Genomic DNA, 20,496 nt, shown 5'->3' on the forward strand with positions numbered 1-20,496 from the left:
ACGGGGCGGCCGGCCGCCGTCGCGCTATGTCACCCGGAGTTCCAGGATCCGGTCGTCTCCCTTCTTCGGCTCGCCCCGGCCGTCCGTGTTGCTCGTGACCAGCCACAGTCTGTCGCCGCCCGCCGCGACGACGGTACGGAGCCGGCCGTAGGTGCCCTTCAGGAACGCCTGGGGTGCCGCAGCGGCCTGAGTGCCCTTCAGCGGGATGCGCCACAGCCGCTGTCCTCTGAGCCCGGCCATCCAGATGGACCCGTTCACATAGGCGATGCCGCTCGGGGAGGCGACGTCCGTGTGCCACTGGGCCAGCGGGTTGTGGAACCGGGGGTCCGACGACTTGCCCTCGGCGTCCGGCCAGCCGTAGTTGTCGCCCGGCTTGATCGCGTTCAGCTCGTCCCAGGTGTCCTGGCCGAACTCCGAGGCGAACAGGCGTTGCTTGTCGTCCCACGCGAGGCCCTGCACATTGCGGTGGCCGTAGCTGTACACGACGGAGTCCTTGAACGGGTTGCCGGGTGCGGGCTCGCCCTCCGGGGTCATCCGCAGGATCTTGCCGCCCAGGGACTTCAGATCCTGGGACAGACCCCGTTCGCCGCTCTCGCCGGTGCCCGCGTACAGCATGCCGTCCGGGCCGAAGGCGATCCGGCCGCCGTTGTGGATGTAGCCCTTGGGGATGCCCCGGAAGACCGTGTCGGGCGCGCCGAGCTGTTCGCCGGGCGGCTTCCGCTCGTCGTACAGCATGCGGACGATCCGGTTGTCGGAGGCCGAGGTGAAGTAGGCGTAGACCATGTGGTCGGAGGCGTAGCCGGGGGAGAGGGCGATGCCCAGGAGACCGCCCTCACCGTCCGGGGACACCCCCGAGACCTTGCCCAGCCCGGTCTGCTTGCCCGTCTTCTCGTCGACCCGGGTGATCGTCCCCTCGTCCCGGGAGGAGACGAGCAGGCCGCCGCCGGGCAGGGGCGCCAGGCCCCAGGGCGACTTCAGATTCTCCGTGACCGTCCGCACCACCTTCACCGAGCCCTTGGCGGGCGGGGCCGGTGTGGTCGACCCGGCGGACGGGGCGGCCCCCGACGTCGTCCCCCGCGCGGCGGCGCTCCCGTCCCCGCCCGGGGGGCCGCCTCCGTCGGAGGAGCAGCCGGCCGTCAGCAGGAGCGCGGTTGCGGCCAGCACGGCCGACACAGCTCGACGTTGCACGATGATGGTCCCTTCGACGCGGTGGTTCCGGCGGCGCCTTCTCTATCTCTTACACCGCTCGCCCCACCCGGGTTCCCATGCGGCCGCGGATCGGCGCTGTCAGTCCCAGGAGCCCTGGGCCGGCGGCAGCCGGGTCAGTTCCGCCAGGTCGTCCGGGGTCAGCCGGACGGACGGGGCGCCCGCGTTCTCCGTCACCCAGCGCTCCCGCTTGGTTCCCGGCACCGTGACCACGTGCCGGCCCTGCGCCAGGGTCCAGGCCAGCGCCACCTGCGCCGGTGTGACGTGTTCGCCGTGCCGCCGCGCCACCCGGCGCAGCCCGGCGACGATGGGCTGGTTGGCGGCCATCATCTCGGCCGTGAAACGCGGATGGCGGGCCCGTACGTCGTCCGGTTCGAAGCCCTCGCCCGGGGTCAGCGTGCCGGTCAGGAAGCCGTTGCCGAGCGGCATCGCGGCGAGGAAGCCGACGCCGCGCGCCGCGCACCACGGCAGCAGCGCGTCCAGCGCCTCCGGCGACCACACCGACAGCTCCGCCTGCACCGCGCTCACCGGGAAGACCTGCTGGACGCGCCCGAGCTGGCGCAGCGTCGCGTCGTGCAGCCCGGTCCCCGAGCGGCGCCCTGCGCGCGCACCCACCGCGCACAGGCCCAGCGCGCGGACCTTCCCGGCCCGGACCAGGTCCGCCATCGCGCCCCACGTCTCCTCGACGGGAACCTCGGGGTCGGCGCGATGCAACTGGTACAGGTCGATCACGTCGGTCTGCAGCCGGCGCAGCGACGCGTCGCACGCCCGCCGCACATACCCGGGGCGGCCGTTGGCCACGACGTGCTGTTCGCCCACCAGCAGCCCGACCTTGGTCGACACGAAGGCATCCGCGCGCCGCTCCTTGAGGACCCGGCCGATCAGCAGCTCGTTGGTGAACGGGCCGTACATGTCGGCCGTGTCCAGCAGCGTGCAGCCGAGGTCCAGGGCCCGGTGCACGGCCCTGACCGACTCGTCCCCCCGCTGCCGCGACCCGCTGTACGCCCAGCTCATCGGCATGCAGCCGAGTCCGACGGCCCCCACCGCGAGCGCCCCCGCGCCGATCGTCCTGCGCTCCACCTGGTCGTGAACCTCCCTCGTCGGCCCCCAACCTAACCTCTGCCTGTTCACGAGCCTGACATAGCCTCCGGACCATGACTGCTGACGTATGGCTGCCCATCCCGCCGGAGGAGATCGAGGGGCTTCCCGACGGGCCCGACTACCTGTTCTGGGACGGGGAGGAGGAGTTCCCCGCGGACCCGGCCGACTGCGCTTTCTACGTCGTCCCCTACATGAAGCCCAGCGACGTCTGCGTCCGGCCGCTGCCGCTGATGAGCGGTGTGCGGGTCGTACAGACGCTGTCCGCGGGCATCGACCACGTGCAGCCGGGCCTCGGCCGGCTGCGCCCGGGCGTCCTGCTGTGCAATGCGCGCGGGGTGCACGAGGCGAGCACGGGCGAGCTGACGCTGGCCCTGATCCTCGCCTCGCTGCGCGGCATCCCCGATTTCGTGCGCGCCCAGGACAGAGGGGAGTGGCGCGGCGGGTTCCACCCGGCACTCGCCGACAGGAACGTCCTCATCGTCGGTTACGGCTCCATCGGCGAGGCCATCGAAGACCGGCTCGCGCCATTTGAACTCGCGCGGGTGGCGCGCGTCGCGCGCTCCGGGCGCACCTCGGCGCGCGGTCCGGTGCATCCGCTCACCGAACTGCCCTCCCTGCTACCGGAAGCGGACGTCGTGATCCTGTCCACGCCGCTGACCGAGACCACGCGGGGCCTGGTCAACGCCGACTTCCTCGCGCGGATGAAGGACGGAGCGCTGCTGGTCAACGTCGCGCGCGGACCCGTCGTCGACACCAAGGCGCTGCTCGCGGAGCTGGAGAGCGGCCGTATCACCGCCGCCCTCGACGTCACGGACCCGGAGCCGCTGCCGCCGGGCCACCCCCTGTGGCAGGCGCCCGGTGTGCTGATCAGCCCGCACGTGGGCGGGCCCACGTCGGCCTTCCTGCCGCGCGCGAAACGGCTGCTGACGGACCAGTTGAGCCGTTTCGTGAACCAGGAGCCGCTGCGAAACGTGATCCTTACGACGGGCTCCACCCGCGCGTGAGGGGCGACATGGCAGGCGTGTAATCCGTTTCGGGCACCCTCCGCATCCTTCCGGACGCGGGGGGTACCTGTATCTCCGCGATCGTCACGGAGCGTAGAGAAGCTATGTCCCTGAGTGACGAGACTGGTGTATCGTCCCGACAGGGGCTGCGCCGCGCACCGTTCGGCGCCAGGGATGGACATTTCAGAGATGTGAGGGGGGCGACGGGCGATGCACGGCCTATGGACGAACGATCCGACGCGGCGGGGCCGCCGACGGCGGCCCTGGCGCACGGCGGCGCACAGACGCGGCCATCACACCCACCACCGCAGGCACAGCGGGCGCAGAAGGCATGCGCACCGGGACCCCCGGGGCCCGGGAGCGGCACGGACCGGGAGGGACCGGTGAGTTCGCCGCCCACGGTGACGACCACCCCGCGCGGGGCGCTGCGCACGCAGCACCCGGCAGGGCCGCCGCTGCCCCGTCCGCCGGCCGTCGGCGGCGGGTCCAGCATGGTCCATCAGCTCGTTCTGGCCCTGGTGTGCGCGGGATACGCCGTCGGTTCCGCGCTCGACTGGGGATCCAGTGAAATCGCGCTGATCATGGGTGACTTCGGGCTGGCCGCGGCGGCGGGCTGCGCCGCGGTCTCATGTCTCCTCTACGCCCACAGGCGCCAGGTCCGCTTTCGACCCGCCTGGATGCTGTTCGCCCTCTCCTCGGCGATGGTGGCCCTGGGCAACACGGTCTGGGGGTGGTACGAGGTCGTGCTGCGGCGTCCGATGCCCAGCCCCAGCTTCGCCGACCTGTTCTTCCTGTGCTTCGCGCCGCCCGCCATCGTGGGCCTGCTGGTCCTCGCCAAGCGGCCGGTGTCGAAGGCCGGCTGGATGTGCCTGGCGCTGGACGCCTGGCTGATCGGCGGCTCGCTGCTCACCCTGTCCTGGAGTCTCGCGCTCGCGCAGGCCGCCAGGTTCGACGGGTCGAGCGTCGCGCACACCGCGCTGTCCCTCGCGTACCCGCTGCTCGACATCGCCCTGATCAGCATGGTGCTCGCGCTGCACTTCCGACGCGCCCCGGGCAACCGCACGGCGGTCAACACGGCGATCGGCGCGCTCGCCCTGACCGTGATGTGCGACGCGCTGTTCACCTCGCCGCTGCTGCACAGCAGCTACCGCTCCGGGCAGCTGCTCGACGCGGGCTGGTTCGCCGGCTCGCTGCTGCTCGCCTACGCGCCCTGGGCGGCGCCCCCGCGCCAGCACGAGCCCGACCGGTCCGGCGGCGGGCACGCCCGCCCGGCCCACCGGCGCCCGCCAGGCCCGCGCACCGGCGAGCCCGGGCAGCTGCCGCTGCCCGGCCAGGTGCCGCCGCCCGGTCACCTGCCGCCGCCGGGCCAGGGGGCCGAGCACAGCCGGTATCCGGCCGGCCGGCCGATCACCGGCTCGCTGGCCGCGCTCACCCCCTATCTGGCCGCCGCGGTGTGCACCCTGGGCATCCTGTACAACGTGCTCAACGGGCGCAGCCCCGACCACGTCGTGCTCGTCACCGCCGGCTGCGTGGTGCTCGCGCTCGTCGTGCGCCAGGGCATCATGCTGCTCGACAACATCACCCTCACCCAGGAACTGGCGCAGAAGGAGAACCACTTCCGCTCCCTGGTGCAGGGGTCGAGCGACGTCATCATGATCGCCGCGCCCAACGGCACCCTCCGGTACGTCTCCCCGGCCGCCGCCGGGGTCTACGGGCGGCCCGCGGAGGAACTGGTGGGCAGCGAACTGGCCGTGCTGATCCACCCGGACGACCTGGGCTGCGTGGTGCACGAGGTGCGCCGCTTCCTCACCGCCAGCCCCCTCGAAGAACCCACCACCCGCATCGAGTGCCGCTTCCGGTCCGGCGACGGCGGCTGGCTCAACGTCGAGTCGACCGTCAACCGTCACCACGGCGGCCTCATCTTCAACAGCCGGGACGTGACCGAAAGAGTGCGCCTGCAGGCACAGCTGCAGCACAGCGCGGAACACGACCCGCTCACCGACCTGCCCAACCGCGCCCTGTTCACCCGGCGTGTGCAGCAGGCCCTGTCCGGCCGCCGTGCCTCCGACCGCGCCGCCGCCCTGCACGGCACGGCCGTTCTCTTCATCGACCTGGACGGCTTCAAGGCCGTCAACGACACGATCGGACACCAGGCCGGGGACGCACTGCTCGTCCAGGCCGCCCGCAGACTCCAGGACGCGGTCCGGCAGGGGGACACCGCGGCCCGGCTGGGCGGTGACGAGTTCGCGGCCCTGATCATCGGGGACGGCGTCCGGGACCGCGGCGCCCGGGAGCGGATCATCCTGGAACTGGCCGACCGCCTGCGGACCACCCTCTCCCAGCCCTACCTCATCGACGGTAACGATGTCCGGGTCAACGCCTCCATCGGGGTCGCCTTCGCCGAACCGGGCCTCGGTGCGGGCGAGTTGCTGCGCAACGCCGACCTGGCGATGTACCGGGCGAAGTCGACGGGCAAGGGCCGCGTCGAGCTGTACCGACCGCAGATGCAGCAGGACGTCGTACGCAAGGCGGAGCTGGCCACCCGGCTGCGCGCCGCACTGCACGACGGCGAGTTCACGCTGCTGCACCAGCCGGTGGTGTGCCTCGGCAGCGGCCGCGTCATGTCCGCCGCCGCACAGGCGCGCTGGCGCTCCTCCCAGGGGGTGCTGTTCACACCGGCCGAGTTCCTGCGGGTGGCCGAGGACAGCGACCGGACCTCGGAGCTGGACCGCTGGATCCTGGAGGAGGCGGTGGCCCAGGCAGCCGAGCGGGCCGCGACCGGACTCGCCGTACCCGTGGCCGTGCGGATGTCCGCGCGTCGGCTGCTGGACCGGTCGATGCCGCTCGGCTCGGTGGAGGCCCTGCTGACCCGGCACGGGCTGCCGTCGGGGTCGCTGCTGATCGAGTTGGCGGACACCGATCCCCGGGTCTCCCTCGACGAGCTGGAGCGCCGGCTCGGCGCGCTCAGACGGCTGGGCGTCCGGATCGCACTGGACTGCTTCGGCAACGGCTACGCGGCGATCACGGCCCTGCGCAGGCTCCCCGTCGACGTGCTGAAACTCGACCGCAGTCTGGTCGAAGGCGTCGTCGAGTCCGCGCGGCTGCACAAGATCACCAGTGGGCTGCTGCGGATCGCCGCCGACCTCGGGCTGCAGTCGGTGGCCGACGGCGTGGACCTTCCGGAGCAGGTCGTGGCGTTGCGCGCGATGGGCTGCACCCATGGGCAGGGCATGGCGTTCTCCCCGCCGCTGGACGAGTACCGGCTGCGCCGGGCGCTCGGATCCGGCCATTATCCGGTGCCGCACGGACCGGCCGAACCGGCGTTCGCGGGCGGCGCGAGGGAGTCGAACGGACATGTCGCGGTCGAGGGCAGCTGGGTGTCCACCCGCCCGGCCGAGGCCGAGAGCGGGGGATCTCGGATGCCCGAAGGGCTGAGCACGGTCGTGGCCTCGCCCCCGACCGCGGCTCCCCGGAGGTGAACGGGTCATGAAGGGACACGCGGGCGCGTCCGCGGGTGATGTGTCCGCCGTGTCCGGAAAAGGCCGTGGCCCAAGCTGGTCCAATGAAGTCCCCTGCGGTTCGACAGCGCCCGAAGGGGCGCGGGGAACGGCGCGACCAGCCACAACGGTGCCGCAGACGACCGAGGGCCTGTCGCGGCACGTCCAGCGGAGCGCTTAGGCTCACATAATGAGACTCCCATCCCACCCACTTGACACGTGGTGCGTGCCGGGGGGAGGGTCGGTGCCATGCGCACCCGAATTCTCGTACTTGGACAGCGCGTCGGCTGAGCTGGGACCCACCGGAGGACGATCCGGAAACCCCAGCGACCTCACCGGCGCGCTCCCCTCGCTTGCCCTACGGCACGAGGGGTTTTTTGTTGCACGGGCACCTGCCGTACAGCAGACCGACACCGCACAAACCTCGCAAAAACCCTCAGCATCGAGAAGAGAATGCCGATGACCGAGCAGGCCACCGGGGCCCATCATCCGCAGCCGCGGCCCCGTTCCGGAGGACAGCAGTCCACGCCCGTCGAGCACGTCACGGGTGCGCAGTCCCTCATCCGCTCGCTTGAGGAGGTCGGCGCCGACACCGTATTCGGCATTCCCGGCGGTGCGATCCTGCCCGCGTACGACCCGCTGATGGACTCCACCCGGGTCCGTCATGTGCTGGTCCGCCACGAGCAGGGTGCCGGGCACGCGGCCACGGGGTACGCGCAGGCGACCGGCAAGGTCGGCGTGTGCATGGCCACCTCGGGCCCCGGCGCCACCAACCTGGTCACACCGATCGCCGACGCGCACATGGACTCCGTCCCGCTGGTCGCGATCACCGGCCAGGTCGCGTCCAAGGCGATCGGCACGGACGCCTTCCAGGAGGCCGACATCGTCGGCATCACCATGCCGATCACCAAACACAACTTCCTGGTCACCGACCCCCAGGACATCCCCCGGGTGATCGCGCAGGCGTTCCACATCGCCTCCACCGGCCGCCCGGGCCCGGTCCTGGTCGACATCGCCAAGGACGCCCTCCAGACCCGGACCACCTTCTCCTGGCCGCCGGTCATGGACCTGCCCGGCTACCGCCCGGTGACCAAGCCGCACGCCAAGCAGATCCGCGAGGCGGCCAAGCTGATCACCGCAGCCCGCCGCCCCGTCCTCTACGTCGGCGGCGGCGTCATCAAGGCGCAGGCCACCGCCGAACTGAAGGTCCTCGCGGAACTCACCGGAGCGCCCGTCACCACCACCCTGATGGCGCTCGGCGCGTTCCCCGACAGCCACCCGCAGCACCTGGGCATGCCGGGCATGCACGGGTCGGTGGCCTCCGTCACGGCGCTGCAGAAGGCCGACCTGATCGTCGCCCTCGGAGCCCGCTTCGACGACCGCGTCACCGGCAAGCTGGACAGCTTCGCCCCGCACGCCAAGATCGTCCACGCGGACATCGACCCCGCGGAGATCGGCAAGAACCGCGCCGCCGACGTGCCGATCGTCGGTGACGCCCGCGAGGTCATCGCCGACCTGATCCAGGCCGTGCAGAAGGAGCACAGCGAGGGCCACACGGGTGACTACACCGCCTGGTGGAACGACCTCAACCGCTGGCGCGAGACCTACCCGCTGGGCTACGACCAGCCCGCCGACGGCTCGCTCTCCCCGCAGCAGGTCATCGAGCGGATCGGCCGGCTGGCACCGGAGGGAACGATCTTCGCGGCGGGCGTCGGCCAGCACCAGATGTGGGCCGCGCACTTCATCGAGTACGAAAGGCCCGCCACCTGGCTGAACTCCGGCGGCGCCGGAACCATGGGCTACGCGGTCCCGGCCGCGATGGGCGCCAAGGCCGGCCGGCCCGACCGCACGGTGTGGGCGATCGACGGCGACGGCTGCTTCCAGATGACCAATCAGGAGCTGACCACCTGCGCCCTGAACAACATCCCGATCAAGGTCGCCATCATCAACAACGGCGCCCTCGGGATGGTCCGCCAGTGGCAGACGCTGTTCTACAACCAGCGCTACTCCAACACCGTCCTGCACTCCGGCCCCGCCGCAGTGAACGGCGGCTCCGCCACCGGGGCCGCCCCGCAGCCGAGCGCCGGCACCCGCGTCCCCGACTTCGTGAAACTCTCGGAGGCGATGGGCTGCTACGCCATCCGCTGCGAGTCCCCCGAGGACCTGGACAAGGCCATCGAGGAGGCGAACGCGGTCAACGACCGCCCGGTCGTCGTCGACTTCATCGTCCACGAGGACGCGATGGTCTGGCCGATGGTCGCCGCCGGCACCTCCAACGACGAGATCATGGCCGCCCGGGACGTCCGCCCCGACTTCGGCGACAACGAAGACGACTGAGCGAGGAAGAGCACACACACATGTCCAAGCACACGCTCTCCGTCCTGGTGGAGAACACACCGGGCATCCTCGCCCGGATCGCCGCCCTGTTCTCCCGCCGCGGCTTCAACATCGACTCGCTCGCGGTCGGCGTCACCGAACACCCCGACATCTCCCGCATCACCATCGTGGTGGGCGTCGAGGACCTGCCGCTGGAGCAGGTGACCAAGCAGCTCAACAAGCTCGTCAACGTCCTGAAGATCGTCGAACTGGAGCCCTCGCAGGCGGTGCAGCGCGAACTCGTCCTGGTGAAGGTGCGCGCCGACAACGAGACCCGCTCCCAGATCGTCGAGATCGTCCAGCTGTTCCGCGCGAAGACGGTCGACGTCTCCCCGGAGGCCGTGACCGTCGAGGCCACCGGGTCCGGCGAGAAACTGACCGCCATGCTCAAGATGCTGGAGCCGTTCGGCATCAAGGAGCTGGTCCAGTCCGGCACGATCGCGATCGGGCGCGGCGCCCGTTCCATCACGGACCGGTCGCTGCGCGCACTGGACCGGTCGGCCTGACGAGGCATTGGGGCGGTCGGGGGAACCCGGCCGCCCGTATGCCGAGACCCCGAATCGCCCTTACCCCTCACCGTCATACGGTGGAAGCAACACCTGCACACAAGGAGAGAACCCAAAGTGGCCGAGCTGTTCTACGACGCCGACGCCGACCTGTCCATCATCCAGGGCCGCAAGGTCGCGGTCATCGGCTACGGCAGCCAGGGCCACGCGCACGCCCTGTCCCTGCGTGACTCGGGTGTCGACGTCCGGGTCGGCCTGCACGAGGGCTCCACGTCCCGGGCGAAGGCCGAGGAGCAGGGCCTGCGCGTGGTGACGCCCGCCGAGGCCGCCGCCGAGGCCGACGTCATCATGATCCTGGTGCCGGACCCGATCCAGGGCCGGGTCTACGAGGAGTCCATCGCCCCCAACCTGAAGGACGGCGACGCGCTGTTCTTCGGCCACGGCTTCAACATCCGCTTCGGTTTCATCAAGCCCCCGGCCGGTGTGGACGTGTGCATGGTCGCCCCGAAGGGCCCGGGCCACCTGGTGCGCCGCCAGTACGAGGAGGGCCGCGGCGTCCCCTGCATCGTCGCCGTCGAGCAGGACGCGACGGGCAACGCCTTCGCGCTGGCCCTGTCCTACGCCAAGGGCATCGGCGGCACCCGCGCGGGCGTCATCAAGACGACCTTCACCGAGGAGACCGAGACCGACCTGTTCGGTGAGCAGGCCGTGCTGTGCGGTGGCACCGCGGCGCTGGTCAAGGCGGGCTTCGAGACGCTGACCGAGGCCGGCTACCAGCCGGAGATCGCCTACTTCGAGTGCCTGCACGAGCTGAAGCTGATCGTGGACCTCATGTACGAGGGCGGCCTGGAGAAGATGCGCTGGTCGATCTCGGAGACCGCCGAGTGGGGCGACTACGTCAGCGGTCCGCGGATCATCACCGACGCCACCAAGGCCGAGATGAAGAAGATCCTCTCCGAGATCCAGGACGGCTCCTTCGCCACGAACTGGATGGAGGAGTACCACGGCGGTCTGAAGAAGTACAACGAGTACAAGAAGCAGGACTCCGAGCACCTGCTGGAGACCACCGGCAAGCAGCTGCGCAAGCTGATGAGCTGGGTGAACGAGGAGGCGTAAGCCTCATGAGACGGGGCCGGGGCGGATCGCTCCGGCCCCGTTGTCCATCCCGTCCCAGCCCGGACGGGTGATCCTTCCGCAGAGGCGCAGAACGGCCTTCCCCACGCCACTACACTGCTGCACAACAACGCGTCAGGCCCACAGCGTCGTGCGTCTTCCGCGGCTAGCCCCCTCTCCTCCGCCTGCGGCCGTCGGGACGGCCGTCCGCACGCTTGGACTTGTGAGGACTCACGTGAGCTCGAAACCTGTCGTACTCATCGCCGAAGAGCTGTCGCCCGCGACCGTGGACGCGCTCGGCCCCGACTTCGAGATCCGGCACTGCAACGGCGCGGACCGAGCCGAACTGCTCCCCGCCATCGCCGAGGTGGACGCGATCCTGATCCGCTCGGCCACCAAGGTCGACGCCGAGGCCATCGCCGCCGCGCACCAGCTGAAGGTCGTCGCACGAGCCGGCGTCGGCCTGGACAACGTCGACGTCTCCGCCGCCACCAAGGCCGGCGTGATGGTCGTCAACGCCCCCACCTCCAACATCGTCACCGCGGCCGAGCTGGCCTGCGGCCTGATCCTGTCCACCGCCCGCAACATCCCGCAGGCCAACGCCGCGCTGAAGAACGGCGAGTGGAAGCGCAGCAAGTACACGGGCGTCGAACTGGCCGAGAAGACCCTCGGCGTCGTGGGCCTCGGCCGTATCGGCGCGCTCGTCGCGCAGCGCATGTCCGCCTTCGGCATGAAGGTCGTCGCCTACGACCCCTACGTCCAGCCCGCCCGGGCCGCCCAGATGGGCGTCAAGGTGCTGTCCCTGGACGAGCTGCTTGAGGTGTCCGACTTCATCACCGTGCACCTGCCGAAGACCCCCGAGACCCTCGGGCTGATCGGCGAGGAGGCGCTGCACAAGGTCAAGTCGAACGTGCGCATCGTCAACGCGGCGCGCGGCGGCATCGTCGACGAGGAGGCGCTGTACGCGGCGCTGAAGGAGGGCCGGGTCGCCGGCGCCGGCCTCGACGTGTACGCCAAGGAGCCGTGCACGGACTCCCCGCTGTTCCAGTTCGACCAGGTCGTGTGCACGCCGCACCTCGGCGCTTCCACCGACGAGGCCCAGGAGAAGGCGGGCATCGCGGTCGCCAAGTCGGTGCGCCTGGCCCTCGCCGGTGAGCTGGTCCCGGACGCGGTGAACGTGCAGGGCGGTGTCATCGCCGAGGACGTCAAGCCGGGCCTGCCGCTCGCCGAACGCCTCGGCCGGATCTTCACCGCGCTGGCCGGCGAGGTCGCCGTCCGGCTCGACGTCGAGGTGTACGGCGAGATCACCCAGCATGATGTGAAGGTGCTGGAGCTGAGCGCGCTCAAGGGTGTCTTCGAGGACGTCGTCGCCGAGACGGTGTCGTATGTGAACGCGCCGCTGTTCGCCCAGGAGCGGGGCGTCGAGGTGCGCCTGACCACCAGCTCCGAGTCGGCGGACCACCGCAACGTGGTCACGGTGCGCGGCACGCTCGCGGGCGGCGAGGAGGTGTCCGTCTCCGGCACGCTGGCCGGCCCGAAGAACGTGCAGAAGATCGTCGCCGTCGGTGAGTACGACGTCGACCTCGCGCTCGCCGACCACATGCTGGTGCTGCGGTACGAGGACCGTCCGGGTGTCGTCGGCACCGTCGGCCGCATCCTCGGCGAGGCGGGCATCAACATCGCCGGCATGCAGGTGGCCCGCGCCACGGTGGGCGGCGAGGCGCTGGCCGTGCTGACCGTGGACGACACGGTGGGCGCGGGTGTGCTGGGGGAGGTCGCGGCGGAGATCGGCGCGACGTCCGCCCGCTCGGTGAACCTCGTCTGACCCGTCCGCACCAACCTCCGCGAACGCCGGACGGGCTGACATCTGTCAGCCCGTCCGGCGTTTCCTGTTGCCCTACTTCTCTCCCACTTCGATCTTCCGCAGGCTGACCGCCGCCCCCACCGCCGACAGCACCAGGATCACCGCCCCGGCGATCGCCGCTCCCCGCACACCGTCGGTGAATGCCTGCAGGGCCGTGGCGAGGAGGGACGCGCCGGCCCCGCCGGGCAGGTGCGCGGCGGTGGCGAGGGCGCCGCCCAGGGTCTCGCGGGCCTCGGCGGGGGCCGTGGCCGGCATCCGGTGGCGGTAGACCGCCGTACCGATGGAGCCGAGCACCGCCATGCCGAGCGCGCCGCCGAACTCGGTGCCGGTCTCCAGCAGCGAGGACGCCGTGCCCGCCCGCTCCACCGGGGCGCCGCTCATGGCCAGGTCCACCAGCTGGGACGAGATCGCGACCATTCCGCAGGCGAGGACGCCGGCCCCGCAGAGCACCAGCCACAGCGAGTCGGTGCCGAGGAGGGCGAGCATCGAGTAGCCGGCCGCCATGGCGCCGAAGCCGCCGGCGACCATGTACCCCCGGTTGACGCCCCGCTGGACGAGCTGGGCCGTGACCGGACCGGCGAAGCCGATGAACACCGAGGGCAGCAGGCTCCACAGGGCTGCCGACAGCGGGCTCTTGCCGAGGACCGACTGCAGATACTGCGTGGTGAAGATGGCCGAGCCCATCATGGCGAGGGCGGCGACGAGGTTCAGGACCAGTGCCGGGGCGAAGCCGTGGCCCCTGAGCAGGGCCGGCGGGATCAGCGGGGCGGCGCTGGTGCGCTGGCGGTGGACGAAGAGCGCCGCGAAGAGCAGGCCGACGGCGACGGAACCGACGTAGAGCGGGTGCCAGCCCTCGGACGGGATCTGCTTCAGGCCGTAGATCAGGGGGAGCACGGCGGCCATCGACAGCGGGACGCTCGGCCAGTCGAAGCGGCTGGGGTCCGGGTCCTTCGACTCCGGCACCAGGACGGGACCGAGGAGCAGCAGCAGCGCCATCGCGGGCAGGTTGACCAGGAAGACCGAGCCCCACCAGAAGTGCTCGACGAGGATGCCGCTCATCACCGAGCCGAGCGCGATGCCGCCGGTCATCACACCGGACCACAGGCCGATCGCCTTCGCCCGCTGGGCGGGGTCGGTGAACATCGTGCGCAGCAGCGCCATCGTGGACGGCATCAGGGTCGCGCCGCCGATGCCGAGGATCGCGCGGGCCACGATCAGGGTTCCGGCGCTGGTGGCGTAGGCCGCGAGGAGCGAGGCTCCGCCGAAGGCGAGGGCGCCCGTGAGGAGGAGCCTGCGGCGGCCGATGCGGTCGCCGAGCGAGCCCATCGTCATCAGCAGGCCGGCCAGGACGAAGCCGTAGATGTCGAAGATCCACAGCTGCTGGGTGCCGCTCGGGTGCAGGTCGGCGCTGATCGCGGGGGTCGCGAAGTACAGGACGGAGACGTCCATCGAGACCAGCAGCAGCGGCAGCATCAGCACGCCGAGAGCGGTCCACTCACGGTGTCCGGCGCGGGCGCCCGCGGCGCCGGTGGTGGGGGTGGTGCTCGTCAGGTTCGTCATGCCGAGAAATATACGGACGTCTTAAACAACTGTCTAGGACGAGTGTATAGGTCGTGCGTCTAGGACGCTTGTATGGATCGCGGGGTAGGGTGAACGGCATGGGACACCGTGAGGATCTGCTCGACGGCGCCAAGCGCTGCCTGCTGGAGAAGGGGTTCGCGCGCACCACCGCGCGCGACATCGTCAAGGCCTCGGGGACCAACCTGGCCTCGATCGGCTACCACTACGGCTCGAAGGACGCGCTGCTGGCACAGGCATACATCGCGCTGGTGGAAGGGATGTCCTTCGAGGGCGGCACCGGGATCGGGGGCGCCCCCGGTTCGCTGGAGCGGTTCCGGGAGGTGTGGTCGAACGTCATCGACAGCATGCGTGAGCCGGGCTCGATCTGGCGGCTCAGCATGGAGGTCATGACCATCGACATGCCCGATGTCCGCGACCATCTGGCCCGCGCCCAGCGCGAGGGCGGACGCGGGCTCGTGTCCCTCCTCCAGGGCGTGCCGGAGGAGGAGGTCTCCGACGAGACGGCCGACACCCTCGGCCGCTTCTACACGACGCTGATGACCGGGCTCATCGCCCAGTGGACGTTCGACGCGAAGACCGCTCCGGACGGGGACGCGCTCACGGAGGGACTACGGCAGATCATCGAGGGGGCGAGCACGGGCACGCGGTGAGGTGCCGTGCCACGTTGAGAACGCACCGGCCGAGAAGCACCGTCGGCTCGCTCGCTCCTTGGCCGGTGTCGTGCTTCCACGGCCCGTCTCCTGACCCTCACAACCGCGCCTGCTTGAGCGCCATGTGCAGCAGCAGCCGGTCCTCGCCGTCGCCCAGGTCCAGGCCGGTGAGCCGTTCCACCCGGGACAGCCGGTAGTACAGCGTCTGCCGGTGGATGCCCAGCGCGGCGGCCGTGCGGCCGGCCTGGCCCGCGCAGTCGAGGTAGACCTCGGCGGTGCGGGCCAGTTCGCGGTGGGCGGGGGAGAGGATGGGGCCGACCACGGGATCGTCCGCGGCCTCGGGCGGCAGCGCCGTCAGGAGGCGGTACGGCCCGATGTCCGCCCACTGCGCGACCGGCCCGAAGCGCGGCTCGGCCAGCGCGGCGCGCGCGGCGGCGACAGCCTCCTTCCACACCGCCCCCAGTTCGGAGAGCCCGCCACGCGCCCGCCCGATCCCGGCGGCCAGACCTGCGGCCCCGCTGGGGAATGCGCCGGCACCGGCGGGGAGTCCGGCGGTGCCGGGTCCCACACCCCGCCCTGTCCCGACGCCCTCACCACTCCCAGCCCCCGACCCACCGGCCTGCCCGCCGGTCCCCGCTTGCCCCCCGGTCCTGCCGGTCTGCCCGCCGGTGCCCGCTTGTCCACCGGCCTTGCCGACCTGTCCGCCGGTGCCCGCTTGTCCGCCGGCCTGCCCACCGGTTCTGCCGGTCTGTCCGCCGGTCCTGCGGGTCCCCGGCTGTCCGCCGGTCCTGCCGGTCTGTCCGCCGGTCCCCGGCTCTCCACCGGCCTTGCCGACCTGTCCGCCGGTCCCCGCAGCCCCGCCCGCCCGGTCGGTCCTCGCGGCCGAGGCCGCCGCCGCTCCCCGTGCCGAAGCGCCTTGTGGCGCCGCTCTCCGCGCTGCCTCGGCCTCCTTCTGGAGGCGGGTGGCGGCCGTCGTGGCCGGGGCCGGCTGGTCCGGGGCGCGGAGGCGGATCAGGACGGCGAGGCTCAGGGAGGCCGGGCCCCAGGGGAGGGTGCACAGGGCGGTGGCGTGCGGGATGGTGCGGGGGGAGGGGGCGTCGTCCGGGTCGGACGAGGGCCAGGGGGCGACGCAGATCAGTGTGTGCGGGCCGTCGGCGCGCGGGCCGAGGGCCGTACGGAGTTCCGCCACCGCCATGTCCTGCTGCCAGCCGGGCTCCGCGGTGAGCACCGCCCGCAGCTCCCGGCTCAGCCCGGCCCCGGCCTCTGCCTCGTCCGCGAGCAGTGCGCCGATCCGGCCCCCCACCCGCATCGCGGCGGCCAGTTGGGCGTCTGTCGGTCCGGGGTCGCCGTCCAGGAGCCAGACGTAGCCGAGGACGACACCGCGATGGCGTACCGGCAGGCAGATGCGGCCCCGGTACACCCCGGCCTCCGGGGTGCGCGGGATGCGCACGGGTCCGGTCGCCCGGGTGATGCCGAAGCCCTCGAACCAGGCGCGGACCGCCGCCGTCGAGCGCCGGGTCAGGATCGACCGGGCGCGGACCGGGTCGAGGGCCGACGCGTCCAGCTCGCCCTCGCTGTCGTACGCGCCGAAGGCGATCAGCTCGAAGTCGCGGTTCTCCAGGGTCGCCGGTGCGCCCAGCAGCTCCGAGATCTCGTCCACCAGTTCCTGGTAGTCACCTTTGTAATCCGCCGCCACCCAGGCATTCTCCCGCATGTCCCGGCCCCCTTCATACATCTGTCTGAGATCCGGTGGGCGGATGCGTGACAGCTGTCGATGGCCGACGATCGGAGAGATCCTTAGGTTTCACGGTGGTTCTCCGTGCCGTACCCGAATCGTCGGCTGACGGCCCTTTGGTGCTTTGTTGTGGAGGTGCCCCGTGCTGGGTCCCGTCATTCTCGCCGCGTCGCGCAGCGACCGGATGCGCCGCCTGATCTCGGCGGCCCCGGTGACCAAGCAGGTCGTCGACCGTTTCATCCCCGGCGAGAGCGTGGCCGACATCGTGCCCGTCATCGAGGACCTGACCGCCAAGGGCCTCGAACTGACCCTGGACGTCGTCGGTGAGGACATCACCACCCCCGAGCAGGCCACCGCGGCCCGGGACGCCTATCTGGAACTGACCGGCCGGCTGGCGGAGCTGGAGCTGGGCCGGAAGGCCGAGATGTCCGTCAAGCTCTCCATGTTCGGGCAGTCCCTCGACGGCGGCCACGAACTGGCCCTGAAGAACGTGCGCTCCGTGGTCGAGGCCGCCGCCGCCATCGGCACCACCGTCACGCTCGACGCCGAGGACCACACCACCCTCGACTCGATGTTCGCGATCCACGAGGAACTGCGGAAGGACTTCCCGCAGACCGGCTGCGTCATCCAGTCCTACCTCTTCCGCACCGAGGCCGACGCCCGCCGGCTCGCCGCGAGCGGCAGCCGGGTACGGCTCGTGAAGGGCGCCTACAAGGAGCCCGCCGAGGTCGCCTACCAGCAGAAGCACGAGATCGACAAGGCGTACGTGCGGATCCTGCGGACACTGATGGACGGCGCGGGGTACCCGATGATCGGGTCCCACGACCCGCGGCTGATCTCCATCGCCCAGGAACTCGCGCACAAGGCCGGCCGCAAGCTGGACGAGTACGAGTTCCAGATGCTCTACGGCATCCGCAGCGAGGAGCATCTGCGGCTCGCCGCCGAGGGCCACCGCATGCGCGTCTACACCGCCTACGGCACCGACTGGTACGGCTACTTCATGCGGCGCCTCGCCGAGAAGCCGGCCAACCTGCGCTTCTTCGCCCGCTCGATGGTCAGCAAGGGCTGAGCCCCCCCCGCTCGCAACACCGCTCACGTCAAGGAGTAACGGATCTCATGGACGCTGTGACCCAGGTCCCCACCCCCGTCAACGAGCCGGTGCACGGCTACGCCCCCGGCTCGCCCGAGCGCGCCCGTCTGGAGGCCAAGCTCAAGGAGCTGGCCGAGAACCCGATCGACCTGCCGATGACCATCGGCGGCGAGCAGCGGATGGGCGGCGGCGACACCTTCCAGGTCGTCCAGCCGCACAACCACAAGGCGGTCATCGGCACGCTCCGCAACGCCACCCGGCAGGACGCCCAGGACGCCATCGACGCCGCCCTGGCCGCCGCGCCCGGCTGGCGTGCCATGTCCTTCGACGACCGCGCCGCGATCATCCTGCGCGCCGCCGAGCTGCTGGCCGGCCCGTGGCGCGAGACGATCGCCGCCTCGACCATGCTGGGCCAGTCGAAGACCGCCCAGCAGGCCGAGATCGACACCCCGTGCGAGCTGGTCGACTTCTGGCGGTTCAACGTCCACTACGCCCGCCAGATCCTGGCCGAGCAGCCCCCGGCCAACTCCCCGGGCGTGTGGAACCGCCTCGACCACCGCCCGCTGGAGGGCTTCGTCTACGCGATCACCCCGTTCAACTTCTCGGCGATCGCGGGCAATCTGCCCACCGCGCCGGCCCTGATGGGCAACGTCGTCGTGTGGAAGCCGTCGCCGACCCAGACCCACGCCGCCGTGCTGCTGATGCGGCTGCTGGAGGAGGCCGGCCTGCCCAAGGGCGTCATCAACCTCGTCACCGGCGACGGCATCGAGGTCTCCGAGGTCGCCCTCGTCCACCGCGACCTGGCCGGCATCCACTTCACCGGCTCCACCAGGACCTTCCAGTACCTGTGGAAGACGGTCGGCGAGAACATCGAGAAGTACCGCACCTACCCGCGCCTTGTCGGCGAGACCGGCGGCAAGGACTTCCTGGTCGCCCACCCGAGCGCCGACCGCGCGGTGCTGAAGACCGCCCTGACCCGGGGTGCCTTCGAGTACCAGGGCCAGAAGTGCTCGGCCACCTCCCGCGCCTACATCCCGGCGTCCCTGTGGAACTCCGGCTTCAAGGAGGAGTTCGCGGCCGAGGTCGACCACCTCACCATGGGGGACGTCACCGACCTGGCGAACTTCATCGGCGCCGTGATCGACGAGCGTGCCTTCGCCAAGAACAAGGCCGCGATCGACCGTGCCGAGCAGGACCCGGCCTGCACGATCGTCGCGGGCGGCTCCTACGACGACTCGGTCGGCTACTTCGTCCGTCCCACCGTCATCGAGTGCACCGACCCGGACAACGAGGTGTTCCGCACCGAGTACTTCGGCCCGGTCCTCGCCGTCCACGTCTACGACGACGACAAGTACGACGAGATGCTGACCCAGATGGAGTCGGTCTCCGACTACGCCCTCACGGGCTCGGTCATCGCGGGCGACCGTGCGGCGGCGGCGTACACGATGGACAAGCTCCGCTACGCCGCGGGCAACTTCTACATCAACGACAAGTCGACCGGGGCCGTGGTCGGCCAGCAGCCCTTCGGCGGCGGCCGTGCCTCCGGCACCAACGACAAGGCCGGTGCCCCGCAGAACCTGCTGCGCTGGACCTCGACCCGCGCCATCAAGGAGACGCTGGTCGCGCCGACCGACTACACGTACCCGCACATGGGCTGACCGGCCCCCCGAACGCGGGCCGGGAAGCCTGACCCCCCGAAGCAGGCTTCCCGGCCCGTTTCCATGTCCGGACCCGCCTCCGGGCCCGGCCGGAGCGCGGATGATGGACGCATGACCTTCACCCTGCGTACCGCCCACACCGCCGAGCTGGCTCCCGCCGAACTGCGTGCCGTGCGCTCCCTGCTGCACGACGGCTTCGCGGGCGAGTTCGAGGACGCGGACTTCGAGCACGCGCTCGGCGGCATGCACGCCTTGGTGGACGGCGAGGACGGCATCGTCGCGCACGGCTCGGTCGTCATGCGCCGGGCACGGCACCGCGGGCGGTGGCTGCGTGTCGGGTACGTCGAGGCCGTCGTGGTACGGCCCGCCGTGCGCCGCCGGGGCCTGGGCGGGCAGGTGATGGGCGCCCTGGAGCGGGTGGTCGACCGGGCGTACGACCTCGGGGCGCTGTCGGCGAGCGAGGACGGCGCCCTGCTCTACGGGCCCCGCGGCTGGCGCCCCTGGACCGGCCGGATCCACGCGCTCTCGCCGGACGGGATCGTGCGGCTCACGGACGAGGAGGGCGGCCTGCTGGTGCGCCCCGCACTGGCCGCGCCACCCGACCCCGCTCACGAACTGGTCTTCGACTGGCGCGACGGGGATGTGCTCTGACCCCTGGATGACGAAACCGCAGGTCACAGGGGTGGTGCCCGATCCGCCGTCTCAGATAGTAGGAAGTCCGACTAATTGTGGAGACAGCAGCGCGCTCCTCCCTTAGTTTTGTAGGAGCCGAACGTCTCGCTCGATCCAGCGAATGGCGGTCGTGAGCCGGGCCCGTGCAGGCAACCCCTGCGGCACCGCTCCCCGCCCCTCCGGCGTCTCGTAACCCCTTTTTTCCGTACTCCAGGTGTATCTCGAAGGAGTCGATCCCCATGGCCGAGACGACCGTCCGCCGCCGAGTCCGCCACGTGTCCCGCACGAGCGAGTCCGACCGCAAGAACGCCGCCGCCGCCCTCCAGCGCGCCCTCGACCGCCGCGACAACGGCGGCCAGACCGGCCACTGAACCGGGCCCGCACGGCGCGCGTGACACCCCGGAAGCCGGGAGCCGCACCCGCACGGGGTGGGGGGGGGGGGG

Annotated in this window: 15 protein-coding genes; 11 read left to right on the forward strand and 4 right to left on the reverse strand. The window is 71.3% G+C overall.

The features are described from left to right. Positions 1-24: 24 nt before the first annotated feature. Together AC27LF_RS30800 and AC27LF_RS30805 are read right to left on the reverse strand one after the other, a co-directional pair. Entirely contained in the window at positions 25-1,194 is a 1,170-nt protein-coding gene (locus tag AC27LF_RS30800) for a PQQ-dependent sugar dehydrogenase (RefSeq protein WP_479657371.1), read from the reverse strand. Positions 1,195-1,287: 93 nt separating this feature from the next. Next, positions 1,288-2,286: an aldo/keto reductase gene (locus tag AC27LF_RS30805; protein ID WP_479657224.1), complete on the reverse strand. Its 999-nt coding sequence runs from the start codon at positions 2,284-2,286 to the stop codon at positions 1,288-1,290. Positions 2,287-2,360: 74 nt separating this feature from the next. On the opposite strand from AC27LF_RS30805, the gene AC27LF_RS30810 reads away from it, so the two are divergent. From AC27LF_RS30810 to serA, 6 genes are all read left to right on the forward strand, one after another. Continuing rightward, positions 2,361-3,311 (forward strand): 2-hydroxyacid dehydrogenase, encoded by a 951-nt coding sequence (locus tag AC27LF_RS30810; RefSeq protein ID WP_479657223.1) that lies wholly within the window; start codon positions 2,361-2,363, stop codon positions 3,309-3,311. Between the two features lie 383 nt (positions 3,312-3,694). Next, positions 3,695-6,790 (forward strand): putative bifunctional diguanylate cyclase/phosphodiesterase, encoded by a 3,096-nt coding sequence (locus AC27LF_RS30815; protein WP_479657222.1) that lies wholly within the window; start codon positions 3,695-3,697, stop codon positions 6,788-6,790. A gap of 477 nt (positions 6,791-7,267) precedes the next feature. Beyond that, positions 7,268-9,145, forward strand: coding sequence for an acetolactate synthase large subunit (locus tag AC27LF_RS30820; RefSeq protein ID WP_479657221.1), 1,878 nt, complete (start codon positions 7,268-7,270; stop codon positions 9,143-9,145). 20 nt (positions 9,146-9,165) lie between these two features. Continuing rightward, positions 9,166-9,690, forward strand: a complete 525-nt coding sequence (gene ilvN / locus AC27LF_RS30825) for an acetolactate synthase small subunit (RefSeq protein WP_479657220.1) — start codon at positions 9,166-9,168, stop codon at positions 9,688-9,690. A 117-nt stretch (positions 9,691-9,807) separates the two neighbouring features. Next, the gene (gene ilvC / locus AC27LF_RS30830) at positions 9,808-10,806 is read left to right on the forward strand and encodes a ketol-acid reductoisomerase (RefSeq protein WP_479657219.1); all 999 of its coding nucleotides are present in this window, start codon (positions 9,808-9,810) and stop codon (positions 10,804-10,806) included. A 232-nt stretch (positions 10,807-11,038) separates the two neighbouring features. Further along, positions 11,039-12,628, forward strand: a complete 1,590-nt coding sequence (gene serA / locus AC27LF_RS30835; RefSeq protein ID WP_479657218.1) for a phosphoglycerate dehydrogenase — start codon at positions 11,039-11,041, stop codon at positions 12,626-12,628. Positions 12,629-12,700: 72 nt separating this feature from the next. On the opposite strand, the gene AC27LF_RS30840 is transcribed toward serA, so the two are convergent. Then, positions 12,701-14,227 (reverse strand): MFS transporter, encoded by a 1,527-nt coding sequence (locus AC27LF_RS30840; protein WP_479657217.1) that lies wholly within the window; start codon positions 14,225-14,227, stop codon positions 12,701-12,703. A gap of 98 nt (positions 14,228-14,325) precedes the next feature. Here AC27LF_RS30840 and AC27LF_RS30845 point away from each other — a divergent pair, with 98 nt between their 5' ends. Beyond that, entirely contained in the window at positions 14,326-14,898 is a 573-nt protein-coding gene (locus tag AC27LF_RS30845) for a TetR/AcrR family transcriptional regulator (RefSeq protein ID WP_479657216.1), read from the forward strand. 97 nt (positions 14,899-14,995) lie between these two features. Here the strand turns inward: AC27LF_RS30845 and AC27LF_RS30850 are convergent, their stop codons facing one another. Beyond that, positions 14,996-16,612 carry a PucR family transcriptional regulator gene (locus AC27LF_RS30850; RefSeq protein WP_479657215.1) on the reverse strand — a complete coding sequence of 539 codons (1,617 nt, stop codon included), beginning with the start codon at positions 16,610-16,612 and terminating at the stop codon, positions 14,996-14,998. 163 nt (positions 16,613-16,775) lie between these two features. On the opposite strand from AC27LF_RS30850, the gene AC27LF_RS30855 reads away from it, so the two are divergent. The 4 genes from AC27LF_RS30855 (at position 16,776) to AC27LF_RS30870 (ending at position 20,424) form a co-directional block, all read left to right on the forward strand. Continuing rightward, entirely contained in the window at positions 16,776-17,702 is a 927-nt protein-coding gene (locus AC27LF_RS30855; RefSeq protein ID WP_479657214.1) for a proline dehydrogenase family protein, read from the forward strand. A gap of 47 nt (positions 17,703-17,749) precedes the next feature. Beyond that, a complete protein-coding gene (gene pruA, locus AC27LF_RS30860) occupies positions 17,750-19,381 on the forward strand; it encodes an L-glutamate gamma-semialdehyde dehydrogenase (RefSeq protein WP_479657213.1) in 1,632 nt (543 codons plus the stop codon). Between the two features lie 111 nt (positions 19,382-19,492). Beyond that, complete coding sequence (locus tag AC27LF_RS30865) at positions 19,493-20,032, forward strand: GNAT family N-acetyltransferase (RefSeq protein WP_479657212.1); 540 nt, start codon at positions 19,493-19,495, stop codon at positions 20,030-20,032. A gap of 260 nt (positions 20,033-20,292) precedes the next feature. Beyond that, the gene (locus AC27LF_RS30870) at positions 20,293-20,424 is read left to right on the forward strand and encodes a hypothetical protein (protein WP_086025501.1); all 132 of its coding nucleotides are present in this window, start codon (positions 20,293-20,295) and stop codon (positions 20,422-20,424) included. Positions 20,425-20,496 lie beyond the last annotated feature (72 nt).

This window comes from Streptomyces diversicolor, assembly GCF_057537855.1.

Bases quoted from the DNA above. Each gene is read 5' to 3' on its own strand.
- AC27LF_RS30810 (WP_479657223.1), top strand. From the start codon at position 2,361: ATGACTGCTGACGTATGGCTGCCCATCCCGCCGGAGGAGATCGAGGGG.
- AC27LF_RS30820 (WP_479657221.1), top strand. From the start codon at position 7,268: ATGACCGAGCAGGCCACCGGGGCCCATCATCCGCAGCCGCGGCCCCGT.
- ilvN (WP_479657220.1), top strand. From the start codon at position 9,166: ATGTCCAAGCACACGCTCTCCGTCCTGGTGGAGAACACACCGGGCATC.
- AC27LF_RS30840 (WP_479657217.1), bottom strand. From the start codon at position 14,227: ATGACGAACCTGACGAGCACCACCCCCACCACCGGCGCCGCGGGCGCC.
- AC27LF_RS30845 (WP_479657216.1), top strand. From the start codon at position 14,326: ATGGGACACCGTGAGGATCTGCTCGACGGCGCCAAGCGCTGCCTGCTG.
- AC27LF_RS30850 (WP_479657215.1), bottom strand. From the start codon at position 16,612: ATGCGGGAGAATGCCTGGGTGGCGGCGGATTACAAAGGTGACTACCAG.
- pruA (WP_479657213.1), top strand. From the start codon at position 17,750: ATGGACGCTGTGACCCAGGTCCCCACCCCCGTCAACGAGCCGGTGCAC.
- AC27LF_RS30865 (WP_479657212.1), top strand. From the start codon at position 19,493: ATGACCTTCACCCTGCGTACCGCCCACACCGCCGAGCTGGCTCCCGCC.
- AC27LF_RS30870 (WP_086025501.1), top strand. From the start codon at position 20,293: ATGGCCGAGACGACCGTCCGCCGCCGAGTCCGCCACGTGTCCCGCACG.